Here is an 18,022-nt window from a genome sequence, read left to right on the forward strand (position 1 = left end):
AAATAAAAAGTAACTAAAAAGGTTATTTCTTAAAACCCTTAAGAAATAACCTTAAATATTAACTATTTTTTTTGCTTATTAAATAAATTTGTTGACTTATTATATTTTCCATTGTGTCTTGAATTACAAAATCTTCTTTTTTACTTCTTCCTTCATAATATCTTACTTTAACATTTTGTACGTCATTGTTACTAGAATTAATAAAATTAGCATTAAAAACAACTTTAAACCCTTGCTCGTGACCACTTTCAACTGCTTCTATTAGATTCATCATCACAACACCTCAACACATAATTTTTAGTTATATATATTATATTCTATAAACTATTAGAAAATCCTTTAATCGATTACATATTTTTAAAAATAATTTAATTTTTCTTTTATCATTTTTATTTCTCTTTTGTGACCTTCATTATCTAATGGTGTTTCAGCATAAAAAGGTAAAGTTTTTATATATGGATGCTCCATTATTTTTATTATTGAATCTAGTCCTATATTTCCTTCACCAACAGGTACATGTCTGTCTTTTCTATCACCAAAAGGCATTAAACTGTCATTTAGATGAATTGTTTTTAGTCTATCTATTCCTATTATCTTGTCAAACTCTTCCATAACTTCATAGATATTGTTTTTTATATCATATCCAGCAGAAAATACATGGCATAAGTCCATACATACCCCTATCTTTTCCTTATAAATTATTTTATCTATTATGCTCTTTAAATGTTCAAATCTAAAGCCAACTTCAGTTCCTTTTCCAGGCATAGTTTCAAGTAAAATCTTGATTTTTTCATTACCTTTTATTGATTCATTAAGAGCATTAGCTATTTTATTTATTGAAGCTTCAATTCCTAAACCTGTATGACTACCTGGATGAAAAACAAAAAATTCAATTCCTAGGTCATTCATTCTGTGTATATCTTCTTTAATAACAGTCCTACCAAACTCATACACGCCTTCATCACTACTACCAAGATTCATAGTATAAGGTGCATGTGCTTGTAGTGGTCCAAACTTATACTCTTCTCTTAATTTCTGAAATTCATTAACATCTTTTTCATTATAAGCTCTGAAATTTGATCCCCTAGGATTTCTGCTGAAAAACTGAAAAACATTAGCCTCCATTTCTATAATATCCTTGGCAGCCCTTGCATAACCTTTAGCTGTTGTCATATGTGGCCCTATATATAACATAAAAGTCTCCTTTATTTTCACTATATATAGCTAGTGTTTTCAACTTCATAAATACTATTCTAACTTTGTTAGTTTACATGGTTTTTACAAAACTTAACTTCATTATTTAACTAAATCAAATTATAATTAATTTATCATCAAATACTTTAAAGGAAGGCATCCTATTCCATTTTTATCACCGTCCACACTAATGCCTTCCTATTTTTTTTATTAAATTATTTCTGTATTTAATAAAAAAATCACTCCTCCAGTTGTTTTATACAACCTTTAGAGTGATTTTACGTATATCATAGTGTAGGAACTTGATTATTTTTCATTTATCATAGTCAAATAGTTTTTTCGTACGTATACCGTAGTCAAAACTCATTTCACTATCAATCTGTATTCCTTCTAAACCCTTGAAAATACTAGCCTACCCTTCCCATCCATCTGGGAACTCAGCATTGTGGTAAACTTCTTGAACATCATCGTCATCTTCAAGTAAGTCAAGCATCTTTTGGAACTTCTTAGCATCATCTTCATTAATTGCTGTATATGTATCTGGTATCATTTTTACAGCTGCTTCTAAGAATTCTAAACCTTCTGCTTCTAAGGCTTCTCTAACTGTACTAAAGTCATCTGGTGCAGTTGTTATTACAAAAACTTCCTCTTCTGATGAAAAATCTTCAGCACCTGAGTCTAAAGCTAACATCATGATTTCATCTTCATCTTTGTCTTCTTTTTCTATAACTATTTCACCTTTTTCTTGGAACATGAATCCAACACATCCGCTTGCTCCCATGTTTCCGCCACCTTTTGTGAAGGCACTTCTTACATTACCAGCAGATCTATTTTTGTTATCTGTTAGAGTTTCAACTATAACAGCTACTCCTGATGGACCATATCCTTCATAAACTATTGTTTCATAGTTTACTGAACCAAGTTCTCCTGAAGCTTTTTTAATAGCTCTTTGTATATTATCACTAGGCATATTCTCTGCTTTTGCTTTTGCTACAGCATCTCTTAGTCTAGCATTAGTTTCTGGATTAGCTCCACCATTTTTAACGCTAACAGCTATTTCTTTACCTATCTTTGTGAATATTTTTCCTCTTTTAGCATCTGTTTTGCCTTTTTTAGCTTGTATATTATGCCACTTTGAATGTCCTGACATTATATTTCCTCCTAACTTTGTTCCCTTATATGTTAACCCTTAAGGTCAATATCCTAAACCATTATAACATAGCATAAATTCCATCTGCAACTTGAAGTGGGTAATTTAGCCATATATCTATTCTAAACTTTTCAAAAGTCTATATTCTTCTTTAAAGAATATTCCTTCATCACTCTTTTTGATAACTGCTTTTCCATTAGTTGCTTCAGTTATTTCTTGTATTGCTTTTTCTGCTTCCTCTAATTCTAATAGCAGATGAACTTTTACATTTTCTCCATACTCTGAATCTTCTATATTCCAGTTATTTTCTCCACATATATATTGAATTTTACCTATTAAATCATAATTTATATCTATAGTTAAGGGAACACCCTTAACTTTTTCTACCATTCCTCCAGCCTTTATTGCTATGGAAGCACCTTTAGTATAGGCTCTTGTTAATCCTCCAGCCCCTAATAATACACCTCCAAAATACCTAGTAACCACTATAGCACAATCTACTATGCCTGTTTTTTTAATTACCTCTAAAATAGGTATTCCTGCTGTTCCTTGAGGTTCACCATCATCAGAATATCTTTGAATATTCATATTTTCTCCTATTACATAAGCCCAGCAGTTATGTGTAGCCATTTTGTGCTGACCCTTTATTTCCTGCACAAATGCTTTTGCTTCTTCTTCTGTTTCAACTCTTTTTATGTGACCTATAAATTGAGATTTCTTTTCTTCAAAATCATCCTTTGATTGTCTTTTAATTGTTAAATAAGACATGCTTTTCCCCCTATTGCTGTAATTCTTTTAATATTTTCTCCATTCCCTCATCTATTTTATCGTGGGTTGTTTGAGAGAAACCTATTCTAAAAAAATCGTCCCCATCTACTTCTTTTTTATAAAATAAGGCTCCTGGCGATATTAGTATCTTTTCTTTCTTAAGTATAGAAAAAAGCTTTCGTGAACTTGGAGAATCTTTTTCTAAAACCTTTAAGAAAAAGTTTAATCCCCCTTTTGGATCTATGTACTCAACTATATCTTTGAATTTCTCATCTAATATACTTTTCATATGTAAATATCTAGACTTATACTCTCCATTTAAATATTCTATATGCCTTTTCCAATAGTTATGCACTATGTAACGCTCCAAGGCCCTTTGCATTAAAGATGAGGTAGATATATCTGTATTTATTTTAGAGATATACATACTTTCTTTAAACTTTTCTGGTGCTATTACATACCCTATTCTTATTCCTGGCATAAAAATCTTTGAGAAACTCTTAATATATATTACTCTATCATAAATATCATACGCCTTTAATGGTTTATATTGCAAATTATCATCATAAATTAGTTCTGATAAATAGTCATCCTCTAATATGTAAAAGTCATAAATATTAGACAATTCTATAAGTTTTAGTTTTTTTTCATTTGAGTAACTAATTCCTGTTGGATTCTGAAAATAACTCATTATATACATGAATTTTATTTTTTCTTTTTTCAGTATCTTTTCTAGTTTCTCTAAATCCATTCCATCTTTCTCAATTGGAACTTCTATAACTTCTGCTCTTTTCCATCTAAATACAGAAAGAGCTCCTCCATAGGTTGGGTTCTCAACAACTACCTTGTCATTTACATTTAAGATGGCCTTTGAAGCTATATCTATTCCTTGCTGGGCTCCAGAAACTATAAGTATGTCTTCTTTTTTAACCCTGCCATTCCAAAAGTTTTTACTTATTTCTTCTCTAAGTTTATCATAACCCAAAACATCTTGATATAATAAAGCCTCCGCTCCATCTCTATCAAAAACCTCATTTATAACCATTTGTAAATCCTTAACTGGAAAAAAGGAAGATGATGTAGTCTCCCCTGTAAAATCTATATACTCTCTTAATGAACCTGCATTTAACAGTTTGAAAGTTTTATTATATTCTTTTTGAAAACTCTTAATTGCCTCTTTTTTTCTAGCATAGGTTCCACTTCCTATTTTCATAATAGCGTATCCATCAGCTTGAAGTTTTTTATAAGCACTTACTATAGTTACATTATTCACTTCAAGAAAATTAGAAAGTTCTCTTATGGTAGGCAGTTTAGTTCCATCTTTTATCTTCCCAAACTCTATTAACTTTTTTATATGTTCAGAGATTTGTATATACTTAGAGATATCTTCATCAAACTCAACTAAGAACTTTTTCATTTCTCCTCCATTTTTTAGTTGAGAGTTAATACTCTATAAATTACAGTGAAAAAATCCAGCAAAGCTGAATTTCTCAATCAATTCTCAACTCTCAATTTTCAGTTCTCAACTAACTAAATGTTGTTATAATAATATACATTTTCCTTATATCTAAAACCATTTAAACTTTGTTCTAAAATTCTTCTATTTAAAATCTTGTTTTTATATAACTCATTTAATATAACTTCCATGTTTATATATAGACCTTTGAATAACTCTTCTTCCTTTAAAAGCTGAGGCGTAACCCAGTTATCCTTATCTTTTATATAATCTATTAAAATCCTTGAAGACTGTTTTAAATTCACATTTAAATAGTTTTTTATGTACGTAATCATTTCTTTAATTGCTTCTTCCTTATTAACCTGCTCAAAGAAAATCTTGTCTACTATTTCTTTAAAAGAATCATTTAAACTTATTGCCATGTTTATAGAGTCTTTACTTACTAAATATCCATTATTGTTTATGTACAGCTTGGCAAAGGACTCCATAGCCTTTAAAGACAGTTCAAAGGCTGTATATCTTCTATTATTATATAAATACTTATTAAGTACATTTATAGCTTTTAATGTTTCTCCTAGATAAACCAGATTCATTTTTTCTTTTTCTATATCTGGTACATATCTAAGTTCATCATGTATTTTTCTTATAGATAAATCATTACATATTATAAGTCTTGAAGTTATTAATATCTCATCTATCTTTTTATTAGAATTATTTATTAAGGTATTTTTAGATATAAGTTTTAAATGAATAGGCACTTCATTTAAAGTTAAATTAATATCCTTTATATCATCGATTAAGTTATCAATAACTACTAATAAATCTATATTAGACCCTTCCCATAGATCGCCGCTTACCATTGAGCCATAGGCTAACACTGCTAATACATGTTTATTTTTTTCTAAATCTTCTTTTATACTTGAAAAAGCCTTCTGGTATTCCACAATCTTTGTATTCATATAACTCACCCCAATATTTTAAGCTTATTATATATCATATGTACAAATCTTGTATACTTTTTTCTGCTTCTTCTCCACAATTATCGCAGTGAAATATGTGTACACAACAAGAGTTTATATACTCTATCTCTTGCTTATTTCCATAGGGATCTCTATATTCCTGCTCTCTCCCAATGTCATTCATTAAACCTCCACATTTCCCACACTTTATCGTACTACTTATTATCTTGTTACATATAGGACATATTTTCTCCATAAAAAATCCCTCCTGCTTCATAGTTTATTCTAAATTAAACCATTTATACAGGAAGGATAATTTAATTATTTTAAGATAAGATCGCTATATTTGTTGTAAGCTTCATCATCTACTTCTGCTTTGATGTAAGTTCCTTCTTCTTTATAATCTTCTTCAAGTACATTGCTGTTATTGTGAAGATATGAAACTATACCACCTTGGTCGTAAGGTATGATAAACTCTGCAAGTTTGAGTTTGTTAGGTAACTTATCAGCTATTTTTAATAGAAGTTTATCTAAGTTTATCTTTTGTTTTGCAGATATCTCAATGATTTCATAGTTTGAGAACTCATCTCTTAGTTCAGAAAGAGCTTCTTCACTTGCTAAGTCTATCTTGTTTAGTACCAAGAAACCATCTTTATCTCTTGCACCAAGTTCAGCTAAAACTTCTTCAACTGCTTTAATCTGTTCTCTAGCTGTATCTGAAGCTGCATCAACTACGTGAAGTAACATGTCAGAGTATATAACTTCTTCTAAGGTTGACTTAAAAGCTTCAACTAGTTCATGAGGAAGCTTTCTTACAAACCCAACTGTGTCAGTTAAAGTTATTAGTCTGTTATCAAGTAGGTTTATAGCTCTAGTTGTAGTATCTAAAGTTGCAAACAACATATTAGCTTCAAATACTTTTTCTTTTTTATTTCCTTCACCTATTGATACCATGTCACACAAAGTGTTTCTAAGTGTTGACTTCCCTGCATTAGTATAACCAACTAGAGAAACTTGAGGTATACTTTGTTTTCCTCTTCTTTCTCTTTGAACTTCTCTATTTTTCTTAATCTTTTTAAGTTCATCACCTAAGTCATAGATTCTTTCTTTTATATGTCTTCTATCAGTTTCAAGTTTCTTTTCTCCAGGTCCCCTAGTACCTATTCCACCACCTGTTCTAGATAGTATAGTTCCAAGTCCTGATAGTCTAGATGCTCTATACTTAAGTTGTGCAAGTTCTACTTGAATTCTTGCTTCTCTAGTTTTAGCTCTTCTTGCAAATATCTCAAGTATTAAAGTAGTTCTATCTATAACTTTAGTTCCTATAGCTTCTTCTAAGTTTCTAACTTGAGAACCAGACAGTTCTTCATCAAAGATTATCAAGTTTGCTCTTAAAGTTTGTTTAAGACTCGCAATCTCTGAAACTTTTCCACTTCCTATAAACAAAGCTGCATCTATCTTAGCTCTATTTTGAAATACCTTGTTTAAGACAGTTATATCACAAGCTTTAGCAAGTTCACCAAGTTCATCTAAACTTTCTTCTGTATCTGTACCAACAAGTATAGCTCTTTCTGCTAAGTCTTCTTCAACATTACTTCTCTTTAGAGCAGTTTCTAAGTTCTGAATTTTCTCTCCTATATTAAAGTCAAAACTTTCGTTTAAGTTTAACCCTAACATGGTTTCAACTATTAAAATATCATTCTCTACTGCACAAAAGCCTATAGATACCTCTTTAGGCGTACCATCAACTACACCTACAGCAACTAGTGCATCTAGTTTAAGTTTTAAAAGTGCAGTTACATCAAGTGCAGACAAGTGCGAGTTTCCATTAGGATGAGTATGAACTATTCTAACTCCTGCTAACTTCTTCTCACTTATATCTATAATAGGAAGTTCTACCGAGTTTGAGTCACCTACTGCAACTGAAACTATGTTTCCTCTTCTATCTATTCCTACAGATATTTCTCTTTCAACTAATGATGTCAATCTTGAGATTGTATCAATTATTTCCATAGAGCAATATTCATACTTTAAAACTTTTAATTTATATATTTCTTCTAACTCTTTTAAATAAGAGTTTTTAATTCCTTCAATATTTCCATAAATCATAAAATTTCACCTCATTTTCTTTAATTGCTAAAACTTTCAATGTAATTTTAAACTATATAATAGTAGATGTAAACTATATTAGTTTGTCTATTTTGAATGAAATTATAGTAGGTGTTGAAATATAGCAAAAAAATTGTTAATATGGATATTATGATTTTAGTATTTTTAAATATTCTATATTAATTGTTGGAGGATACCATGGAAGATAAAAAAAGAAATATACTTATTTCGGAGGAACAAATTTCCGTAAGAATTAAGGAATTAGGAAAAGAGCTTTCAGAAGAATATAAAGATAAAAATCTATATGTTCTATCACTTTTGAGAGGAAGCTTTATATTTTCAGCTGATTTAGTGAGAGCTTTAGATGTTAAAACTAAAGTTGGTTTTATGACTACATCAAGCTATGGTCACGCAGAAGAATCTACAGGTAAAGTAAAGGTTATTAACGATATTCCTGATAACATTGAAGGATATGATGTTTTAATAGTTGATGATATAGTAGATACAGGATACACAATGGAGTTTATAGTTAACCATGTTAAATCATTAGGAGCAAAATCAGTAAAATCTTGTGTTTTATTAGATAAACCTTCAAGAAGAAAGGTTGATATAAACCCTGACTATAGATGTTTTGAAATCGAAGATGTTTTTGTAGTTGGCTTCGGATTAGATTATGGCAATTACTATAGAAATGTTCCTTACGTATTTAACTGGGAATAATACATATTTAGGTATCACAAACTTAGTTTGTGATACCTTTTCTATTTATATGAATATTATAAATATATATTATTTTTTTAGGTGATTTAATGTTTATATCCATGCCAGAGTCATTTAATGTTCAAGTTAAATATGATGAAAACTCAGTTTTTAATAGAAAAGAGACAATTATAGGTATATCCCTGCCTTTAGGTGGTGGTGAAGAGAGATGGCCATCTGACAGTAACTTTCTTAAAGATTATGCAAGAAGAAGAAATGCCTTATTAAAATTTTCTGAGCTTACTATAACTACCTCGGACCAGTTAGCAGAAGTTGAAAAACTTATAACACAAGGAATAGATGTGTTAATAATAGCTCCAGTGAATTCAGATGAAGCTTCAATAATAATTGATAAAGTTAAAGAGTATAATATTCCTGTTGTTGCTTATGATAGATTTATTTTTAATGCTGATATTGACTTCTTTGTAGCATTTAACTCACTTAATATAGGGGAACTACAAGGGAGATATCTAACTCAAAGAGCGCCTACTGGAAACTATATTGTACTCGCTGGTGATCTGACTGATTCTAATTCTATACTATATAAAGATGGAGCTATGATTTATATTAAACCTTTAGAAGCTATTAGGAGAATAAAAATAGTTACTGATGAATTTATTAAAGATTGGAACCCTAATATAGCTTATGATGTTGTGAAAAAATCCCTTGCAGCAAACAACAATAATATTGTGGCAATATTATCTCCAAACGATGCTTTTGCAGGTGCATCAATAAAGGCACTAAAGGAACAAAATCTTGCTGGAAAGGTTCTTGTTACTGGACTAGATGCAGAACCTTCTGCCATAAAAAGAATTCTTGATGGAACACAATCTATGACTATTTTCACTGACTTCAGAAAAGAGGCAGAAGCTGCAATTGATATTGCAATAAACTTAGCTAACAACCTTCCATTAAATATATATATAGAAATAAATAATGGAAAAAAGGAAGTTCCTTCACTATTATTAGCCCCCGTAACTGTTGATAGAAATAATATACAAGAGGTTCTTCTAAATAGCGGTTATATTACTCTACACGATATTTACTCCTTGCAAAACTGAGGTGATATAAATGTATATACAGATGCCAGAAAATTTTTATATGAAGTTTCAATATGATAACAATTTATTAATAGATAGAAAAGTAATAAATATTGGCATATCTTTGCCTGTAGGTGGCGGAGAAATTAGATGGCCTGAAGATGGTAGGCTACTTGAAGATTATGCAAGAAAACAAAATGCAATATTAACTTACTGTGAAACCTCCAGCTCTACAAGTCAGCAAAGCATAGAAGTTGACGCACTTTTATTAAAAAACATAGATGTTTTAATCATTGCTCCCGTGAATTCAGAAGAAGCTTCTACTATTGTTGAAAAAGTTAAAAAGGCAGGTGTTAAAGTAGTTGCATATGACAGAATGATTTTAAATAGTGATGTTGATTTTTTTGTAACCTATAGTTCTCTTAGCATAGGTGAGCTTCAAGGTAGATATCTTACAACTAGGGCTCCTCGCGGTAATTACATTTTTTTATCTGGAGGAAATGATGATGCTAATTCAATATTATTAAAAGAGGGGGCAATGGTTTATATTCGTCCTTTGCAGGCTATAGGTAATATAAAAATTGTTACTGACGCATCAATTAATGCCTATAATACTGAAGTTACTTATAATGTCGTGAAAAATTCTCTTCTTGAAAACAATAATATTGTTGCTATTTTAGCTCCAAATGACGCCATGGCTGGAGCTTCAATTAAAGCCTTAGAGGAAGAAGGTCTTGCTGGTAAGGTTTTAGTAACTGGACATGATGCAGAGCTTGATACTGTAAAAAGGATACTCAATGGAACACAAGCTATGACAGTTTTCACTGATTTTAGAAAAGAAGCGCAAACTGCTATTGACATAGCTATAAATTTAGCTAGCAATAAAATTCTTAACATATATCCCACTGTATATAATGGTGAAAAAAATGTCCCCTCAATACTTCTAACACCAGTCACTGTTGATAAAAATAACGTAAACGAGGTTCTCATAAATAGTGGGTATATAAAGTTTAGTGATATTTATACACTTCATAATTAATCCTATATTTAATTTATAAAATTAACCTCCTTGCATAACATTGTAAAAATCTAGTTAAACTTATTAAGGTTGAAGATAACCATATATATCTTCAACCTTAATTTTATTTTCCAAAGTCCAAATTAGTAGTAGGAACTTTTCCAACTATTATAGTTTCAGCAACTGGTATGGTGTTTTTTATCTGTACTTCATCACTTTTTGTTGCAATTATAACTTTTATTGAAGTTTCAACCTCAAGGTAAATCTTATGCCGCGTTTGGTTAATTCCAGCTGACTCAAACTCAGATATATAATTTGTCTTTACACTTCCTATAGGCAACATTCTAACTTTAACTGATGGTCCTAAATTAGATAATATAACATTTTTACTTATATATCCTATAGGTATCTTTATCCCAACAGCACCCATCTCTCTTAACTTATTTTGAGATTCTAAAGAAACCTTAGCTGCTAAAGAGTTTAGTTTTATAGTATCCGCTCTAATCATGGTAATATTTCCTTGCCCATCCTTTTCTATTTTCATAATATCATCATAATTAAATTCTTTATCATATAAGTCTAAAATGTTTCGATCTATGACTTCAATAGCCCTTGTTCTCATCTCTCCATCTGCTACAACCATGAGGGTTGACAATATTATTTTATCTAACATGTATATAAATAATATTAACAAGCTAATAATTATAGATAAAAATACTAATATTCGTTTATTAGTTGATGTTTTTTTAGTATAATATTTCATATGCAACCTCTCAATTTTATTATTAACATTTTTTATGTTATAATGATTACTAAATGATGATTAATTCATTTTCATGTGTTTTAGGAGGAAAGAATGAACAATAACAATAAAGAAAATAAAAAACCTAAAAATAAATCCAAGAAAAAAAAGAAATCCCGAAAAGTATTTAAAACCATTGCATTATCTATTGGATTTATTATATTGACTGGAATTATAGTCGCCTGTGGATATGCTTATGCAATAATTAAAAGTGCTCCAGAACTAGACGTTAATTCAGTTTTAAGTTTAAGTGAACCTTCTGCCATATATGATAGCAATGAACAGCTAATCGATACTGTACACACCGAAGAAGAGCGTTACGTGGTCTCACTTAATAATATGTCTGATTATTTGAAAAATGCCTATGTGTCTATAGAAGATGAGAGATTTTATGACCATATAGGTATAGATTTAAGAAGAATTGCAGGGGCTGCTTTTACTGATGTTAAAAATAAGCTAACTGGAAAATCTGGATTACATGGTGCATCCACTTTAACCCAGCAGCTTTTAAAAAATACTATCTTAACTAACGATGTTACTATGGAAAGAAAATTAACAGAAATGTACCTTGCTACTAAGTTAGAAAAGATACTTCAAAAAGATCAAATCTTAGAAGCATACCTTAATACCATTCCTTTAGGTGGTAAGTTATACGGAGTTGAAGCTGCTTCAATGTACTACTTTGGAAAACCAGCTAAAGATCTTAATTTAATACAAAGTGCTTATATAGCTGGAATTACTCAAGCTCCATCTTATTACAGCGCATACACAGAAAAAATGCAAAATGACCCTACTCCTTTCATAAATAGAACTAAAACCGTTTTATCAAAAATGAAGGATCTAGGTAAAATATCAGATGAAGAATATAACCAAGCTATTAGTACTCTAGATGAAAAGAAAAGAGATGCTTACGAATTTAAAACTCAAAAGATATCTTATAAATTAAACTACGAATGGTTTGTTAATCCAGCCATTTCTCAAGTTAAAAAGGACTTAAAAGAACAATTAAAACTAAGTGATGCTGAAATATCAAAGATGTTAGTAAATGGTGGTTTAAAAATATACACTACCATGGATAGATCACTTCAAGATCATGCTCAAAGTGTTTTAGATAATGAAAACAACTTAAATATCTTTGGTAGATCCGCTGAAAAAAATGATAAAGGTGTTTATACTCTTCAGGCTTCTGCCGTTGTTATGGACTATAGAAGTGGTCAAGTTAAAGCTATGATAGGTGGACGTGGTGAACAGGATGCTAATTCTTTAAATAGAGCTTACAGCATACTAAAACCTATAGGTTCTTCTACTAAACCTTTAACTGTATACGCTCCTGCTATAGATTTAAAAATGGTTAATCCAGCTACAGGCTTTAATGATGCTCCTCTACCTACAGAATTCCAAAACAAATATAAAGGTAACGGAGCGCCTTATAATCCTAAAAATTCGCCTAATCAATATAGTGGTATTATTCCTATAAGAGTGGCTTTAAGAGAATCTAAAAATGTTGTTGCAGTGCAGGTTGAAGATAAAATAGGTTTGAAAAATGGAATAGCTTATGGTGAACAATTTGGACTTACTTATGCGGATGCCTCTAAAAATATTGCTGCAGTAGCTCTAGGTGAATTTGATAGTGACCCAAAAAATCCAGATGGCGGTAATCCATTTATATTAGCTCAAGCTTATGGAACCTTTGGTAATAGTGGTATTTATACAGAAGGTGCACTTTACACTAAGGTTGTAGATGCTACTGGAAAAACCATATTAACAAAAACTCCAAAAACTAAAACAATACTTTCTGCTCAGGCAGCATATATAACTTATGACTTACTTAAGGAACCAGTTGAAAACTATTCTTCAGGTAAGGCTAAATTTGGTGCTATGCCAGTACAAGGTAAAACAGGTACTACTTCAAGCAGTAAAGATTTATGGTTTGCAGGTTTAACTCCATACTTATCTGGGGCTGTATGGGTAGGTTATGATAAAGGAGAAGACCCATTAAGTGGTGGTAGCGGTGAGGCTGCTAGATTATGGGGGTTAATAATGGCTAAGGCCCATGAAGGTTTAGAAGTTAAGGATATACCTCAACCTTCAGGAATTCATAAAATGCCTCTATCTTCTTTATCTGGGAAACTTCCAAGCGAAGGCACAGCTCGTGATCCTAGAGGAAGTAAGGTTGTTAATGACTGGGTTATAGATGGTTCTGAACCTACAGAAACTGATGATTCTTATGTTATTGCTAAAGTTAATAAGCTTAATGGAAAGCTTGCAACTGCAAGTACTCCTGCAAACTTAATTGAGGAAAGAGTATTTATTAAAGGAGCTACAGGTCCAGATGCTAAATACGCTCCTCCTACAGAACTTGATGATTACAAACCATCTGATGACAAAAAAGATGATCCTAAAAAAGACAATGACAAAAAAGATGATGATACAGAAAAAAATGATACACCATCTAATACCGATCCAACAAAACCTGCAACTCATTAAAAATAATAAACAAGGAGACTGATTAAAATTCAGTCTCCTTGTTTATTTCCTTGAACTAAGTCCAATCAAACATTCCCTATCTTCTGTTGTAAAAGATAGTGTAGCAGGGTTATAATCTCTTCTTATTATGCTATTAAAAACCTTTGACGCAACCTCATTATAATTACCGCACAAATCAGTTATATCATCATTAAAAAACTGTACTATCTCTTTTTTTATAATACCTACTACTTGCCCGACAGTTTCTGCAACAGCAGTTGGAATTATACCATCTGTAATTACAAATCCTCTATATAATGGGTTTCCACCTAATGCATCCGTTAAAAGCTTTGACAGCTCTTCCCCATTTAATTTATGAATACGAGGATATACTCGTATCTCACAAGGTGCATAAACCTTTATTTTTAATCTACTTTCGCCGTATACGTACTCTGGAACAAGCATAGTGGCAATAGCTTTAGCTTTTTTATTATCATTAACTAAAATCCTAACAACATATTTCTCACAAGATCTTTCCTCAAGTTCTCCAACTTCCACTTGAGGGTCTAATCCAATGGTATAAGCAATTTTGTTTCTTTGAGTTACCCATGGTGGAGATAACTTAGTACCTGAGTGTATCATATAATTACCCCCTTTTAACTTCCTATTTTAGTATATTCTTCCAGTCGAATAATGTTGAATATTTTAAGTTAACTTTTGAAAACAAATTTGCTTATGAATCTGATTATTGCTTACATCAAGGGTATATTTATATATGTATGGGCAATTATTTTCTCTCCAAAGCCTCATATAAATTGCATCAGCTTTCTCTTTATAATAATAATTTTCCTCATATTCATCACTAAACTCTAAAAATTCTTTAATTGAGGACATTTCTAGTTCTACATCACTATTTTTAGAATTTTTGAACAAGGGATATAAGTATTTGAGAGGAAGTACATATTTATTTTTATCTTTTTTCTTCCCTTCCAAAATAAGCCTCTTTATAAAGGTATCTTTTTCCTCTTCTTTTATATACAATTCTAAAAATAGGAGACCTCTTTTATTTTTATTTACCTTTAACTTCATATTTTTCTCCTATTCTTTATCATAAGTTAAGCTCTAGATTAACAATCTTCTAAATCTTCAATTTGTACACTTATTGCTTTAACAGATATCTGCACTTCATAAATAGATAATCCTAAAGAAATAAGCAAAGCTATAAGTGACATTCCAAAGGTTATTTCTCCCAGTAAATATCTATCTAAAAATATACTAAACATTGATAATACGCATAAAAAGAAACTTATTGCAGCAGCAATTTGAGTATATCTTATAATTTGTATTCTCTTATTTAAATTTCTAATCTGCTTTAAAAATCTAGGCTCCTTTTCTTTTCTATACTGAATATCTAAACTTCTTAATAACTGAGCTAAATTTAAAAATCTTGTTGTATATGCAGATATCAACAATGAAATAGCTGTAAATAATAAGGCAGGTGTGGTTAATTCAAACTTCATTACTCTTCTCCTATTTGTAAAATGTTATAATATTATAATATTGTAATGTTCCAACATTATAACATTGTAATAATACTTCTACAAATTTATTTCAATTATTCACTTATTTTTACTAATTAAACATATAACTTCTTCTCTATCCATATTTAACTTGTCCATTTTTATACTATGTAGTATAATTATTCTATAAATTCAGAAAATGGAGGTACTAAACATGGGATTAAGAGATTTAGTAGAAAAAAAGAAAAGAGAACAATTAAAGAGAAAAAAGATAGAATCAGCAAAAAAAATTAGTGCAGGTGCTACTGCTGGTATAGCTCTTGGAGTTCTAGGTGGATTACTTTTAGCTCCTAAGTCTGGTAAAGAAACAAGAGAAGACATTAAGGATGCTTATAAAAAAACTAATGAAAATATAAAAAACACTGTAAATGATACAATTGCTTTAGCTAAAGACAAAAAAGAAGAAACTATTTCTAATGTAAAAGAAGCTAAAGAAAAAATTGCTTCATACCTAGAATCTAAGAAAAATGCTGATGTAGTTAATAAGGAGATTGAAGAAGTTAAAGAAGCAGTTGAAGAAATAGCTGATAACTTGGAGGAATAAGATGTACGTTGATATAAGATATATATTTTGGGGTATTATAGGAATAGCTCTTGTTATAACCTTAGGTTACTTAGCCCTAACTTTTAAAAAACTATCAAGTTTATTAGACAATATTAACTCTACCCTAACTTCTAATAAGGAAAACATAAATAAAACAACAACTAACATTGCTGATATAACTGGCAATGTTAAAGATATCAGTGATGCAGCAACTGATGTTACTGCTGATGTTATCGTTGCTAAAGATAGCCTTATAAACAATATGGTTATTTTTAAAGACATCTTATCAATAATTTTAACTACATTTAAAAAATAAAAAAGCGACTATGTCGCTTTTTTTATTCTATATATTCTAATAACTTTTCTGTTAACTCTTCTCCTACTATAGCATTAATAATTTTAAAAGTTCCTTCCATTGAGCTCTTCCCACCTCTAGCTGTAACTATTCTCCCATTATCTACAAAGTTTTTTCCACTTATAGTAGTTGAAGGCGATAATACTTGAACTTTATCAACTATAAAATTAGGAGCTGCAATAGTGTGATCCTTAATTAATCCACATTGAGCTAATAGTAAGATTCCCTCTCCAGTAGCAATTATAAAATCCGAAGACTTGTACTCATTTTTTACGAAATTGCAAAGTTTTGAATCATTTAATACATTATTGAAGCTGCTTCCCCCTGGTATTATAAGTATATCGGAAGAAAGTTCATTTTCTATACCTCTTCTTGGAATTATATCTACTCCATTTGAGGCTTTAACAGTCCGCTCTCCTACTGTATATAAATCGAATATTTCTTTATCAGCTACTTTATTTAAGAGATTAAATAGTTCAAAGGTTGATGCAATTTCCATAAAATCTACACCATCATAAACTACACAACATACATTTTTCTTTTCGCTTTTAGATATAGTTAAAAAAGAACTTTTAGAAATTCTATAAGTAAATTCTCCTTTTTGCTGCCTTATGACTTCAAAACCAAAGGTATCCTCTATACTTTCAGGATATCTATTTAATACCTTTTCCATCATAATTTGTCCACCAAATTCTAAAAAATAATACTCTAATAACAATCTAATAGCTTCTTTTCCATATCCTTGTCTTCTGTATTTATCTTCTATCTTAATATTAAACCTAGCTATCTTAGTTGCAGAGTCATATCCATGAAAACTGACTTCTCCAATAGGTACATTATCTATATTATAAATCAAGCAATAAAAGTTCTTACCATCAGAAGGATAAATCATTTTTTGATAAAATAGCTGCCACTTTTCTTTAGGGAAATTAAAAACGCCCCCTATATCCTCCATTGTCTTTTCATCATTCCACAATCTCTGGGTATATTCTAATTCATTGAATTCCGGCTGTTTAATGTATATTAATTTCCCATCACGCCTATATAAATTATTTTTCATATAATCACCCATAATTTCCTTTGATACTAATAATATCTCATATTTTAACTTTTTTATCAATTGCATTTTATTTTTGATAGTTATTTGTAACTTATGAGGTAAAAAAATCTTGATTTACTTATTTATTGACTATATAATAATATTTGTTTGTTTAGTAATCTTAAACTTTCAGTTTAGTAAAACTTACATTTCACAACTTAAAAGGAGTGTTTATATGCAAATAGGTGATAAAATACGACGATTAAGAATCGAGAAACAATTAACTCAAGAAGAATTAGCTAATAGATGTGAACTCTCTAAAGGATTTATTTCTCAACTAGAAAATGATCTAACTTCTCCATCTATAGCTACTTTAATAGATATATTAGAAATCTTAGGTACTAACCTTACAGAGTTTTTTAGTGAAGACAATCAAGAAAGAGTTACTTTCACTAAAGATGACATGTTTGAAAAAGAAGACTCTGAGCTTAAGTATTCCCTTATGTGGTTAATACCTAATGCTCAAAAAAATGAAATGGAACCTATTATGATAACTCTTGATCCAGATGGAAGATATGTAGAAGAAGAACCTCATGAAGGTGAGGAATTTGGATATGTCTTATCTGGTATAATAACTCTTCATTTAGGCGACAGAAAATACAAAGTTAGAAAAGGCGAAAGCTTTTATTTTAAACCTAGGGAAAATCACTTTATTTCTAATCCTGGTAAAACTTCAGCAAAGGTTATATGGATTAGTACTCCCCCATCATTTTAGAAAGAGGT

20 protein-coding genes are annotated in these 18,022 nt (G+C 30.2%); 7 read left to right on the forward strand and 13 right to left on the reverse strand.

Features of this window, described 5'->3' with window-relative positions; genetic code table 11:
- Window positions 1-58 precede the first annotated feature (58 nt).
- From L1S49_RS02175 to hflX, 8 genes are all read right to left on the reverse strand, one after another.
- Window positions 59-271 carry a hypothetical protein gene (locus L1S49_RS02175; RefSeq protein WP_073020010.1) on the reverse strand — a complete coding sequence of 71 codons (213 nt, stop codon included), beginning with the start codon at window positions 269-271 and terminating at the stop codon, window positions 59-61.
- 86 nt (window positions 272-357) lie between these two features.
- The gene (locus tag L1S49_RS02180) at window positions 358-1,194 is read right to left on the reverse strand and encodes a deoxyribonuclease IV (protein ID WP_238902370.1); all 837 of its coding nucleotides are present in this window, start codon (window positions 1,192-1,194) and stop codon (window positions 358-360) included.
- 412 nt (window positions 1,195-1,606) lie between these two features.
- Window positions 1,607-2,344 carry a YebC/PmpR family DNA-binding transcriptional regulator gene (locus L1S49_RS02185; protein ID WP_073020012.1) on the reverse strand — a complete coding sequence of 246 codons (738 nt, stop codon included), beginning with the start codon at window positions 2,342-2,344 and terminating at the stop codon, window positions 1,607-1,609.
- A 117-nt stretch (window positions 2,345-2,461) separates the two neighbouring features.
- Complete coding sequence (locus L1S49_RS02190; protein WP_238902371.1) at window positions 2,462-3,112, reverse strand: YigZ family protein; 651 nt, start codon at window positions 3,110-3,112, stop codon at window positions 2,462-2,464.
- Between the two features lie 10 nt (window positions 3,113-3,122).
- Window positions 3,123-4,529, reverse strand: a complete 1,407-nt coding sequence (locus L1S49_RS02195) for a PLP-dependent aminotransferase family protein (protein ID WP_073020068.1) — start codon at window positions 4,527-4,529, stop codon at window positions 3,123-3,125.
- A 113-nt stretch (window positions 4,530-4,642) separates the two neighbouring features.
- Complete coding sequence (locus L1S49_RS02200; protein ID WP_238902372.1) at window positions 4,643-5,527, reverse strand: nucleotidyltransferase domain-containing protein; 885 nt, start codon at window positions 5,525-5,527, stop codon at window positions 4,643-4,645.
- A 34-nt stretch (window positions 5,528-5,561) separates the two neighbouring features.
- Entirely contained in the window at window positions 5,562-5,783 is a 222-nt protein-coding gene (locus L1S49_RS02205; protein WP_073020015.1) for a hypothetical protein, read from the reverse strand.
- A 65-nt stretch (window positions 5,784-5,848) separates the two neighbouring features.
- Window positions 5,849-7,636, reverse strand: a complete 1,788-nt coding sequence (hflX, locus tag L1S49_RS02210; RefSeq protein ID WP_238902373.1) for a GTPase HflX — start codon at window positions 7,634-7,636, stop codon at window positions 5,849-5,851.
- Window positions 7,637-7,834: 198 nt separating this feature from the next.
- Between hflX and hpt the strand changes: the two genes are divergently transcribed.
- From hpt to L1S49_RS02225, 3 genes are all read left to right on the forward strand, one after another.
- On the forward strand, window positions 7,835-8,356 hold the full coding sequence (gene hpt, locus L1S49_RS02215; RefSeq protein ID WP_021801272.1) for a hypoxanthine phosphoribosyltransferase: 522 nt from the start codon (window positions 7,835-7,837) through the stop codon (window positions 8,354-8,356).
- An 89-nt stretch (window positions 8,357-8,445) separates the two neighbouring features.
- On the forward strand, window positions 8,446-9,456 hold the full coding sequence (locus L1S49_RS02220; RefSeq protein ID WP_238902374.1) for a substrate-binding domain-containing protein: 1,011 nt from the start codon (window positions 8,446-8,448) through the stop codon (window positions 9,454-9,456).
- Between the two features lie 10 nt (window positions 9,457-9,466).
- On the forward strand, window positions 9,467-10,474 hold the full coding sequence (locus tag L1S49_RS02225; protein ID WP_238902375.1) for a substrate-binding domain-containing protein: 1,008 nt from the start codon (window positions 9,467-9,469) through the stop codon (window positions 10,472-10,474).
- Window positions 10,475-10,577: 103 nt separating this feature from the next.
- On the opposite strand, the gene yunB is transcribed toward L1S49_RS02225, so the two are convergent.
- A complete protein-coding gene (gene yunB, locus L1S49_RS02230; protein ID WP_073020019.1) occupies window positions 10,578-11,216 on the reverse strand; it encodes a sporulation protein YunB in 639 nt (212 codons plus the stop codon).
- A gap of 93 nt (window positions 11,217-11,309) precedes the next feature.
- On the opposite strand from yunB, the gene L1S49_RS02235 reads away from it, so the two are divergent.
- Window positions 11,310-13,742: a PBP1A family penicillin-binding protein gene (locus L1S49_RS02235; RefSeq protein WP_238902376.1), complete on the forward strand. Its 2,433-nt coding sequence runs from the start codon at window positions 11,310-11,312 to the stop codon at window positions 13,740-13,742.
- A 42-nt stretch (window positions 13,743-13,784) separates the two neighbouring features.
- Here L1S49_RS02235 and L1S49_RS02240 read toward each other — a convergent pair whose 3' ends face one another.
- From L1S49_RS02240 to L1S49_RS02250, 3 genes are all read right to left on the reverse strand, one after another.
- On the reverse strand, window positions 13,785-14,363 hold the full coding sequence (locus L1S49_RS02240; RefSeq protein ID WP_238902377.1) for a hypothetical protein: 579 nt from the start codon (window positions 14,361-14,363) through the stop codon (window positions 13,785-13,787).
- Between the two features lie 63 nt (window positions 14,364-14,426).
- Window positions 14,427-14,810, reverse strand: a complete 384-nt coding sequence (locus tag L1S49_RS02245) for a hypothetical protein (protein ID WP_238902378.1) — start codon at window positions 14,808-14,810, stop codon at window positions 14,427-14,429.
- 38 nt (window positions 14,811-14,848) lie between these two features.
- Window positions 14,849-15,241, reverse strand: coding sequence for a DUF2721 domain-containing protein (locus L1S49_RS02250; RefSeq protein ID WP_021801267.1), 393 nt, complete (start codon window positions 15,239-15,241; stop codon window positions 14,849-14,851).
- Window positions 15,242-15,455: 214 nt separating this feature from the next.
- Here L1S49_RS02250 and L1S49_RS02255 point away from each other — a divergent pair, with 214 nt between their 5' ends.
- The gene (locus tag L1S49_RS02255; RefSeq protein WP_238902379.1) at window positions 15,456-15,845 is read left to right on the forward strand and encodes a YtxH domain-containing protein; all 390 of its coding nucleotides are present in this window, start codon (window positions 15,456-15,458) and stop codon (window positions 15,843-15,845) included.
- Window position 15,846: 1 nt separating this feature from the next.
- Window positions 15,847-16,161 (forward strand): DUF948 domain-containing protein, encoded by a 315-nt coding sequence (locus L1S49_RS02260; protein ID WP_238902380.1) that lies wholly within the window; start codon window positions 15,847-15,849, stop codon window positions 16,159-16,161.
- A 22-nt stretch (window positions 16,162-16,183) separates the two neighbouring features.
- Here the strand turns inward: L1S49_RS02260 and L1S49_RS02265 are convergent, their stop codons facing one another.
- Window positions 16,184-17,260 carry a GNAT family N-acetyltransferase gene (locus L1S49_RS02265; protein ID WP_073020026.1) on the reverse strand — a complete coding sequence of 359 codons (1,077 nt, stop codon included), beginning with the start codon at window positions 17,258-17,260 and terminating at the stop codon, window positions 16,184-16,186.
- 214 nt (window positions 17,261-17,474) lie between these two features.
- Between L1S49_RS02265 and L1S49_RS02270 the strand changes: the two genes are divergently transcribed.
- On the forward strand, window positions 17,475-18,014 hold the full coding sequence (locus L1S49_RS02270) for an XRE family transcriptional regulator (RefSeq protein ID WP_021801263.1): 540 nt from the start codon (window positions 17,475-17,477) through the stop codon (window positions 18,012-18,014).
- The last annotated feature ends 8 nt before the right edge of the window (window positions 18,015-18,022 follow it).

It is taken from the genome of Clostridium sp. YIM B02506, from assembly GCF_022324845.1.
Lineage (GTDB): Bacteria > Bacillota > Clostridia > Clostridiales > Clostridiaceae > Clostridium_T > Clostridium_T intestinale.